The organism is Candidatus Clostridium eludens, from assembly GCF_045310515.1.
Lineage (GTDB): Bacteria > Bacillota > Clostridia > Clostridiales > Clostridiaceae > Clostridium_B > Clostridium_B eludens.
Genome location: NZ_JBJHZX010000045.1, coordinates 1 through 11166, shown reverse-complemented (window position 1 = coordinate 11166; position 11166 = coordinate 1). Strand labels below are relative to the sequence as shown.

Annotated in this window: 7 protein-coding genes and 1 pseudogene; all 8 read left to right on the top strand. The window is 29.4% G+C overall.

Annotation, left to right across the window (positions count from 1 at the left end):
* Positions 1 to 183: pseudogene (locus ACJDU8_RS21100) on the top strand (hypothetical protein); the annotation flags it as partial.
* Positions 184 to 1024: 841 nt separating this feature from the next.
* Entirely contained in the window at positions 1025 to 1612 is a 588-nt protein-coding gene (locus ACJDU8_RS21095; RefSeq protein WP_406794151.1) for a hypothetical protein, read from the top strand.
* A gap of 706 nt (positions 1613 to 2318) precedes the next feature.
* Positions 2319 to 3221: a leucine-rich repeat domain-containing protein gene (locus ACJDU8_RS21090; RefSeq protein WP_406794150.1), complete on the top strand. Its 903-nt coding sequence runs from the start codon at positions 2319 to 2321 to the stop codon at positions 3219 to 3221.
* A gap of 428 nt (positions 3222 to 3649) precedes the next feature.
* Positions 3650 to 4096, top strand: a complete 447-nt coding sequence (locus ACJDU8_RS21085; protein ID WP_406794149.1) for a hypothetical protein — start codon at positions 3650 to 3652, stop codon at positions 4094 to 4096.
* Between the two features lie 597 nt (positions 4097 to 4693).
* Positions 4694 to 4984: a hypothetical protein gene (locus tag ACJDU8_RS21080; protein WP_406794148.1), complete on the top strand. Its 291-nt coding sequence runs from the start codon at positions 4694 to 4696 to the stop codon at positions 4982 to 4984.
* Positions 4985 to 5554: 570 nt separating this feature from the next.
* Positions 5555 to 6172, top strand: a complete 618-nt coding sequence (locus tag ACJDU8_RS21075) for a hypothetical protein (protein WP_406794147.1) — start codon at positions 5555 to 5557, stop codon at positions 6170 to 6172.
* Between the two features lie 1082 nt (positions 6173 to 7254).
* Positions 7255 to 8739: a type I phosphoribosyltransferase gene (locus ACJDU8_RS21070; RefSeq protein WP_406794146.1), complete on the top strand. Its 1485-nt coding sequence runs from the start codon at positions 7255 to 7257 to the stop codon at positions 8737 to 8739.
* A gap of 527 nt (positions 8740 to 9266) precedes the next feature.
* Entirely contained in the window at positions 9267 to 10418 is a 1152-nt protein-coding gene (locus ACJDU8_RS21065) for a C39 family peptidase (RefSeq protein WP_406794145.1), read from the top strand.
* Positions 10419 to 11166: the final 748 nt, after the last annotated feature.

Genomic DNA, 11166 nt, shown 5'->3' with positions numbered 1-11166 from the left:
ACTGCAGGAACCATAACTTCAGATCAGGAAACTGCTATAACATCAGCAATGAAAACAGCAAGAGAATCCGGCACTAAAACTAATTACAAGACTGTGCTTGACAATCTTGTAACTGGAGGAACCATAACTTCAGCTCAAGAAACTGCTATAGCATCAGCAATGCCACAAGGAGCTCATAAATAATTTAAAAGTTTGGTGAAGTTACGTCATTTAGTAACTTAGTTGATAATAATACAACCCTCAGAATAACCAAAAAATATCATAAGTAATTCTATGTGATAAAAAAATAAGTACATAAGTATGTGTGCTTATTTTTTTACTTCAAATTGCTGCTAACTTACATTAATAGCCTTACACCATTTTCTACTCTTTTCATGGTCATTACATTAAAGAATAAATTCACATCTTACACTTTTAATTATATCCAAAGCTCTACATGCTCCTCTCCTGAAAGCCGTACCTTGGTAGCATCCCTATCTACCAAGTGAATTGGTGGATATAACTACTTTTTTTCCCAATTGCATCTTACTTACTTAATTTAACTATTAGTTCATAATTATCTTCATTTTTACGGACATAAACCCTAGGATCTATATTCATTGCCAATATATGTAATGTATTATTTAAAAATATTTTACAATATAATGATAGTTATTAGATAAAATCATTATTACATTTTATTACATATATCCATTAAATCTATTATAGAGTATTTAATGCCATTATGGCCATAAATTTAATAATGATACCGTGTGAAAATGATGTTAATATGTCCATTATAAACAAGCCCTGAATTTCCAGAAACGAAATCAAGAGGATATCTATAATTGCTATTTGTATTTTCTACATAAATTCGAATAAAGAAAAACCTGAACTCACTTTGATATGCTCGTTTTAGGTCTAAGAAGATCCATTAATGAAAATACTTTCAGTATTAAAATCATAGAAATCCTCTAATACAATTTCTAAAGCTGGAAAATGGACTTAAAAAATCATATATCAAAAAATTTTGGAGGTATTAAAAATGTTAAAAATGAAGTACAAATTACTTTCAGCTCTAGTGATTGCGGCACCACTATTAGTAAATACAGGAATTGTCACAACAGTTCATGCAGCTTCGTGCACTAACAGTACACAGACTGTAATTTCTAAGGTATCTTGTTATTCTTCTGTAGATTTTAAAACTAAATTAGATACTCTAGTAGCAGAAGGAGTTATAACTCAGGATCAAGAAATAGCAATATTGAACCTGTATTATGATGGTGAAATAACAACAATATCAAATTTTAAGACTCATCTAGATACTCTAGTAACAGTAGGAACCATAACAACAAATCATAAAATATCAATATTAAATTTATTTAATAACTGGGGTTCTAACTGGCAGCTATCAGCGCCACCTAATGGATACAGACACAATAGCTCAGTATCTGATAAATCGAAGACTAATTACTCAATGTCTGATAAGTCAAAAAACAGTAAATCATCGTATGATAAATCAAAAACTAATTGCTCAACGTCCGATAAATCCAAAAATAATAAATCAACGTCTGACAAGTCAAAAAACAATTGCTTAACATCTGATAAGTCAAAAACTAACCGTTCAAAATAAACTTTATTAAATAAATAGATTAATCAATACTTATATTTATCAAAAAATATCAAATTGATGAAAAAGGTATAATATACAAAACAGCTTAATTTTAAGCCTAAAAATATTCTTTAGATGTTCAAGCTTTATGTATCTTTAACATTGTTAGAAATACATAAAGCTTACTCCACGAAAGGTTAAGTTAATAAAGACCACCCTTTGTCGAGTATCTTTTACTACAATAGTATTACTATATATTATTGTAGAACATATGTAAATTATTAAATAAAGAGTCATTTATATAAACATATTTTTAAAATCCAATATATTTTACGGAGATATATATAAATAAGTCTCTAGATTATTCATCAGTTTCAATACAGCAATGCCTTTTTTCTTTTCTAAAAACGATGCTAAATACCGTTTTAGTTAATAACATCAATTTTTATGCTATACCTATTTATCTGCCACTCCTCATATATATTGGATTAACATAAATTCTAATACCGGTTAACTTAAACCTATTGCTTAATTCATTTTGATGCGATTCAGAGAAATGTTAGCGAAACATAAAAATCTAATTAAAGTGAGTTTCATAGAAAACATTAGTTATTTCAACGGTTATGGGAGTATAAAATATAGTATTTTTATTAATTACACATAGTGTATAAGTAGTAAGTTTCACTGATAACTAAACAGTAGATGATAAAAAGGAGATGATAAAAACTTGAATAAGAAGAAATGCTTTGGCATGTTATCAAGTACAGTAATGGGAGTATTAATAACTTTCACAGTAGCCACTAATACTCATGCAGCAGTTAAGTCATATGTTATTAATGATGCAGATAAAATTATTAGTTTTAGTTCTGATAATACAAATAAAAATGATACTATAGTAACTTTTAGGGATGCTATTTTAGATAATGTAGTAAGAAATGCCATTAATAAGCCAACTGGTACTTTATATAAAAGCGACGTTGATAAAATAACTAAGTTAGATTACGATGGTGGAGATTCACACACTAAAACAATATCAGATATTAATGGTATAGAAAATTTAACTAATCTACAACATCTTCAGTTATACGATACTCAAATAAAAGATATAGGTCCATTAAAAGGATTAATTAATTTACAATCGCTTGATCTAGATACCAATGAAATAAGTGATATAAGTCCATTGAAAGGATTAACTAATTTACAATCACTTGATCTAGATACCAATGAAATAAGTAATATAAGCCCTTTGCAAGAATTAACTAACTTACAATCACTTGATTTAGCTACCAATAAAATAAGTGATATAAGTCCATTGAAAGGATTAACTAATTTACAATCGATTGATCTAGCTGCCAATAAAATAAGTGATATAAGTTCATTGAAAGGATTAACTAGTTTGCAATTGCTTGATTTAGCTACCAATAAAATAAGTGATATAAGCCCTTTGCAAGAATTAACTAACTTACAATTGCTTGAGTTAGACACTAATGGAATAAATGATATAAGACCTTTGAAAAGACTAACTAACTTACACTTACTTGACTTAGCTGCCAATAAGGTAAGTGCTGGTGATAACCAATCATTGAAGAATGTTCTACCTAATTGTAATATAAATTATACAAGTTACTAATAAAAGTGCCTTACAGTTAATCTGTAGGCACTTTTTAATTATGTGTCATATAATTACTAGGGCATGTCTGAAAAGGCACAATTCTTGTACTTTTTGATACCAATAATAGCTAACTATAAATCAAGCCTTTATTACGTATCAATAACTATCTAAATTCATTTTGGAAAGTTTTATATATTGTATTGATGTTTTGATACTATTTTTAACAAAAGATTCCACAGTAATTGTACAATATAATAATATCCAGTTCCTTATATAAACATATAATTATTTGTCTCAATGGTAATTTATTTATGGTACTATTTACATACAGCTAGATTACAAATGTAAAACTTTGTAAAGATGATAATTATTAAAGATATAAGGAGAATAACATATAATGAAATTATTTCGGTTAAGATATGTAAAAGCAAGGTGGTGACATAGCTTTGACCAATAAAATAATTCTATGGGTAATGTTTATAGGTCCATGGTTTACGTTGTTATTTATAAAAAAAGAGAGCTTTAAAAAGTATTTGCCAGTGACATTATTTACGGCATTATTAGTAACTATCGTGTATGAAATAGCCTATACTTATAAATGGATTAAAATCAAAGAAACCATAGTGCCATGGGGGAACATAACAGATGTGAGCATGGCATATGGCGCTTTTTTCATAACTACAATATGGGTTTTTTATTTTACATTCAAAAATTTGAGGCTATACATTGGAGCTAATGCTATTATTGATGCCTTTGGAGCCTGGATTGTATATAAAATTTATGAAGTAATAGGAATAACTCACTTTATAATAAGTAGCTTTACCATATTTTTGATATTTGCCACATTAGCCTTAATTTCGTATGCTTTTCAAGTGTGGTATGAAAAAGAATAAAATATAAAAATTATAGAGCTGATAAAGTATAGTTAAATAATACATGCAAAGAGAAAAATAAAGATAAACCCGCATAAATAGGTTGAGAAAGTGTCTTATTACACTTTACTAATTTGTTGATACACTTTTTTTATTAAGACATAGTAAAACACATCGGAGAGATTATATTATATTTTTTTGGTGGAGTGATGAAAATAAATAGACGGCTTATAGTATTTTAATTTATATTGGTACATTCCTGTTTAAACGGGAGCAGATAATTATAAGCTTTAATGCTAAAACTTTCACAGAACCATATTAAAGTGGTTTTTCTTATCGGGGATAGACAGCATGTCCAAATTTATGAAAGCATTTAAATGGTACCTATATGACTCTTAAATTTTTATTTTGAAATTCTAAAAATAATTCTAGTGTAGTGTTTTTAGAATGTTGTTACATAAGTTTTAAATTTGACAATTGTATGTATAAATATATTCCAGTGTTAATAAAAAAAAAACATTCTGTGAAATGTATATTTATCAATTAGGTTTGGTTCGATATGTCAATTAGAGTATAAATAAAAAAATGGAATTTCGCTTAAAAGGAGGGAAATATCTGATGAGTATTAGTTCAATTAGTTCAAGCTATTCTAATCCTTATTATTCAAGCAATCAAGTTAATACGAATAATAAAACCAACAGTACTAACAGTACTGATGATACTAGCAAGGTGAAAAGACACCATGGTGGTCATCATAAGGATGATAATGATGTAAAATCAAAATCATCCACAAAATCACAATCTCAAACATCTGGAATTACACAAACAAATGGAACAGATACAGTTACTATTAGCAGTCAAGCATTAGCTGCAGCCGCATCATCTGGTAATAGTACAGCTACAACATAATTAAATTTTATAATGAATAAGAATGTTTTCTTATAATTACTCAAAAAACAAAAAGTGAGCATGACTGGAATTAATCATACTCACTTTTGTGTAATAAATAAGTTTCGGTACGTGAATATCTATTGATGTGATATGTTACATCTAGCTTACAGCAAAACTATGTATTTTATGTGTATATTTTATTATTAAATTCCTAATTCTTTCTATTAGGCCTAATACCAGCAGCTGTGTTATGAAGTGCAAAGTATATCCTATAAATTGGATAAAATAAACGATCCTATTATTTACATTGCTCTCTAAATTTCTTTTTTTATAGTTTTAAGCCTTTTAATGAGTAAATGGACATTAAATATATAATGTATAATTGAGCTACCTGTTAAAAAATAAAACTAGAGCGGTTTTCACTCTAGTTGCTGAACAAAATGAAAATAATGCGGTGTTAAAAAGCAAAAGTGATTTACATTTATTATAAAAATATTGGATTATATTATGATGTTTTACAAATCCTACATAAAAATTGTGTTACTATTAAATAGGATAACATAATAAAGTGTTTGAGGTGATATAACAATGAAAAAACGATTTTATACCGGCATGTCAAAAGTTACTATTCTAATCACAATTTTCACAATGCTTATAGCTACACCTGCACTTGCAGCTAATGGTGACATTTGGCAAGAAACGGCTATAGACTTAGGTAGCACTCAAAATATACTACTTAATCACCATGGCACAATTTTTAATGTGCTTGCTAATCCCAGCAGCTATAACTATGAGGTTAACGGTAATCTATACAGTATACAGGATGCCAATAATCAATTTACTGCGAATCCCACTTATACGCCAAATCAAGTTTGGCCACTAATAACTCAGAATGATAAGTCAGTAGCTTCTTTGCCTATTATTACTACAACACCACTGCTTATACTAAATGCTGTAGTAGGTATTCCTTACAATTGTACAAGTTACTTCTATGCTTATGGAGGAACAGCTCCATATACTTTTACTCTAGCAAGCGGAAGCTCAATGCCACCTGGTTTAACCTTAGGAACGGATGGCAGTATAACTGGAACACCAACAAAAAGCGGATCAACAAACTTTACGGTGGTTGTAACAGATAGCTCAAAACCAATCGCCAGAACTTCAAGCATGACTTATAGTTTTATTGTATACCCATCTCAGAATTGAACATAAGATTATGCTACAACGTATTAAGCGGTTTTCGGTTATTGCTTTAATAGCAGCTCTAATAGTTGGTGCAATTTTAGTCACAAAAAATAACATGTTTACCTAATGTAAACAAACAAAATAACACAATCACACCGTTTAATATACCAATATCTGTACAGTCAATTAGCATAGGTGATGATTCACCTGCCGGAATCGCTTGGATTCCTACAAATCAACATGAATTGAATTTTACGGTGTTTTTGTGTCACACTTCAAATTTAAAGCGACACAAACTTATTTTAGTGCAACATTTTTATAAAGCCACATAGAGGCCATTTAGACCATAGAATTTTTTAGACAACCTAATTTGTTCATCAAAATAAAAAAAAAGTCCTATATGAGATGTAAAAGCTCTATATAAGGCAATTATATAAAACCAGTATGATTATTAGCCAATCATACTGGTTTCGTTGTAATAAAAAGAAAAATTATAATTATATTTGAGTTATACTAACTATGAAATCAACTTTATAAATATAATACATTGTTTTAAAACATATGTAAAAATAAATATTGTCACTAATGAAAAATAATATTTAAATTGGACATTACGGATATTTTATCCAATTATTTAAATATGCAAACGTGATTTTAAGCCAAAATTGACCTTGTAGGGCGATTAGTATTATTTTAAATAGCCTTAAATTTATGCAAAAATCGAAAATAATAAACTCTAAATTACTCTAAATTGCTTGAAATACATATATTGTACCAATATATGTATTTGTTGAAAGATAATGAAAGATAATATAAATTTGCATATTGTGGAATTAAAAAGAATACTGTATTATAAGTATTAAGAAAATAAAATAAAACAAGTCCTCTATCACTTAATTAAATGCTTGCAACACTTAATTAAGTATCGAAAAGGTAATAGGCTACCTAAACGACTTTCAAGAGAACTTATTCTATATATTTACTATATATTATATTCTATTTTAATCACATAGTAAATATATCAAATAAGTTGAAGAAAATCAAGTTTTTTGGGTATGAAATGCCTAGAAGACTTTTTTTATTTGGAAGATGGGGTGGCTGAATTGGACAATTTAGCATATTGTAGTCATTTGTTTGACGATAGTACAGACGGATATATACATCTAATTCAAATACAAGAGGGTAAAGTCATAAAGATATATAATACCCAGTATGTAGGTTTAAGAAATGTTGTAGAAGAAACAGAGGGACAAGAAGACTTTTATATATCTTCAAGTACATTCTATAAGCCTAAAAGGTCTACAAGCAATATAAGGCAGTTTAGAGCCTTATATATTGATATTGATGTTGAAAAGCATGGTAAGTATGGAAAATCAGAAACTATATATATGATGCATGATTTAGTAAATGAAAATAAAATACCTACCCCAAGTATGATTGTAGATAGTGGTAGAGGGCTGCATATTTACTGGCGAATTAAAAACGCACCTTATGGAGCTATCTATACATGGCAGGAAATCGAAGATTATTTATACCATCAATTAAAAGATTTAGGAGCCGATATACAAGCTACAGAAGGGTCAAGAGTATTAAGGCTACCAAATACAATAAACAGTAGGATAAATAAGGAATGTAAGGTATTAATAATAAGTGATGATGTAGAATACTCTATGTATGATTTAAGAGAAGAATACCTAAATTATAAGTCTAAGAAGTCCTATCAATTAGAAATACATCAAACAAAAGAAATAAATAAAAAAAAGCTAGGCACAATAAGTAGGCTATTTAATAGTTATACTTTGCATTTAGCAAGAGTAACCGACATAGAGACACTATGCAGTTTAAGAAAGTATGATGTAAAAGGCTATAGAAACTTTATATTACATTGTTACGCATATTGGAAGGGAATATATACAAGAGATATAACAGAGCTTGAGAAAGAAGTTATAGAGTTTAATATTGCTTTTAAAAATCCACTAAAGGAATCGGAAGTAAGTGCAATATTAAGATGTATACCAAAGGCAATAAGTAAATTTATAGAGTATGAACAGGGTGTGAGAACTGGACAAGTCAAAAGAGTAACTAAGGGTATGAGAGATAAGGGCGGTTATTGGTACAAGAATAAAACATTAATTGAAACCCTAGATATAACATTGGATGAACAAAAGCATATGACAACAATAATAGGTCAGGAAGAAAAGTACAGAAGGAATAATGATAAAAGGAAAGATAGTAGAAGGAATGAAGAAGGTTTGACACAAAAACAAGTAGAGGTTAGAGACTTAACAGAAAAGGTCAAAGAATTAAAAGAACATGGGTTAAATAATAGTGAAATAGCTGAAAAGCTTAATATATCAAGGCAATTAGTAGGAAGGTATATCAAGTCGTTAACGGCAGTAAGCAAAAAAGAAAAGTATATAAGGAAAGATAGTAGAAAAAATGAAGCAAGAGTAACCACAAGACAGCAACAGAAGTTAGATACTATAAAAAGGGTACAAGATTGTAAATTGAGGAGCTTATCACAATCTAAGACGCAAATAGAATTAGGAGTATCTTTAGGTACTGTAAGAAAGTATTGGAATGTGTAAGTATATTTTACTATACTACTGAAATGCAAAAAGTAAAAAAAAATGGCTCTTTATAAATATGTGGTGTGTTGTAAAAATTTTTTAGGTTTTTAGGGGAAAAGAGTGGGGGGGATCTCTCCGTTGGCAAAGTAAAGTCAACGGGTTGGCTAGTATTGAGTCCCCCTATTCACACATTACTATGATATTTTTATGTCTTATGTTTTTCTAATTTTTTTTGATTACCGAATATATTATTTAGAAATACTTTCGGGCTTTATTATTTTACTAATCAAGGAGGTGCATATATGTCAAATTTTTCATTTTTGGATAAGCAATGGGGCCTAATACCAGCAGCTGTGTCATGTACTGAAAAGCATATACCATAAATTTACATATATTTAATGTAAATTGTTTAATATGGGATATATTTTATAGAATTCACGATATATATATTTACTTAAATACTATAATCAGGTAATATTTTATTACAAGACTTGTACAATTATTTGCATAAGCCTTAGAATAAAAAAAGAATGGAGAGATAATCTATGAGAAAAGTCATTAAAAGACTTCTAGTACCAGTTTTATCTATGGCTGTTATTATGAGTGTTAACAGCTTCCTTACACCTGTACAAGCTGTATCTAGTACTGATACTTCTGACCTATCAGCAATTGAAACAATAGCTAAAAATGCACCTCAATTCATGCTAGGAAGCGATAAAAAACAATGGTCAAGCGTTACAGTAGTAAATAGTAGGCCTCTTTATGATTTTAGTAATAAGCTAATTGCCTATAGTTTGGATTTGGAAAGCAATATAGATAACGAAAAAGCTTTTGTTATTGTTAGTACAAACGAAGAAGATGGTCCAATTTTAGAGTTTGCTACAGGTACGGACTCACCATATGATAAGGAAAAAGATAATGATCAATCTAATATTTATGATGGACTTGGAGGTTATTATTCGCACAATCTATCAACTGGAAAGTATCATGATTTAACATGTAATGTAGATTTAGATGATACTAATGTTAAAAATTATAAATCTTATGATGAAAATAAACAGTACGTCTCTAAAAATCCAAATTTAGCTAAAAAGAATAGATTAAATTTAAGTCAAAAATCACAAACAGCTAATTCACCTTCCACTTCCACTGCTTCCATTACTCCTGCAGCTACACCATCAATGATTACTAATATTCTAAATGTGCCTGATTATCGTTGGTATGATGGTTGTACTCCAACTTCAGCTGCGATGGTACTAAAATATGATTTTAGTACGAATTCTGCTCTTGCAAAGATTCCTACAAATAATTTTATTGCACAATTAGGAGCTGCTATGAAAACTAGTTCAACAGGTAATACTTATCCTCCGGATGCGCCTTCAGCGCTAGTAGATGTTATGAAGAGCTACGGTGTAACTATAAGTAGTACTATTGATTTTGGACCAACTTTTCAAAAGGCTATGAACAGTATTAACGCAAACCAACCATTTATCCTTGATGTAGTAGGTAGTTTAGAAACTGCTCCATCTTATCCAACAGGTTTTGGAACTCATTCTATGGCTGCTTGTGGCTATACGATCGTCAATGGTACAACCGATTATGTAATTGTTCATGATACAGGAGTTGACGGTATTGTTCTTTGCGATTATAATAGCTCAGCATTAGGCACTTCGTCCTTCATATATGTAGTATACTAACATCTCTTAATTGTTTATTTAGTGAGTAAATAGTCATTATTACATATAAAAAACTACTCTAATTTTTAATTTAAAGTGGTCTCCATGTCAAGGACATTTGAAAAAAACGGACTAGAAAAAGAGAATATTTTTTGTTATGGGTAATCCTAGTGTAGCTACACTAGGATTACCCATATTTGCTGCCAATAATTCTTATTTGGGTGGAAGCCGAGATGGAATTCACTAAAAGGCCCAGTACCAGCATCCGTGTCACCAGGGGCAAAGTAACTTGTAAATAATGGTATATTATAGCTATTTAGAGTAATTTACAGCAATCAAGAATTCTAAATTTTAAAATTTTATCAATATTTAAGACGTTTGAAAAATTAAAAATCACCTATCAGGGTAAAATTTAGCCCAAAATTGAGATTCAGTAGTTCTCAAACTAGTCAATATACTTTTATTGTCTAAATACAATAAGATATCTAATATAAATTTCCAAATTATGAAATATACTTTGCCCTGGTGACACGGATGCTGGTATTAGGCCTATTTAGGGTAATTTGTAGCAATTAGGAGTTTTAAGAGCTGGACAAAAGATGTGTATTGTCTAAATGAAATAAGATATCCAATACATATTTCTAAATTACGGAATCTACTTTGCAGTACGTGACATGGATGCTCCCATTACCCCTGACGTATGGACATATATATGGTTATAACAAGTTAATCTTCTAAAAATTTCAATAAATACTTTCATGGAGTGCTG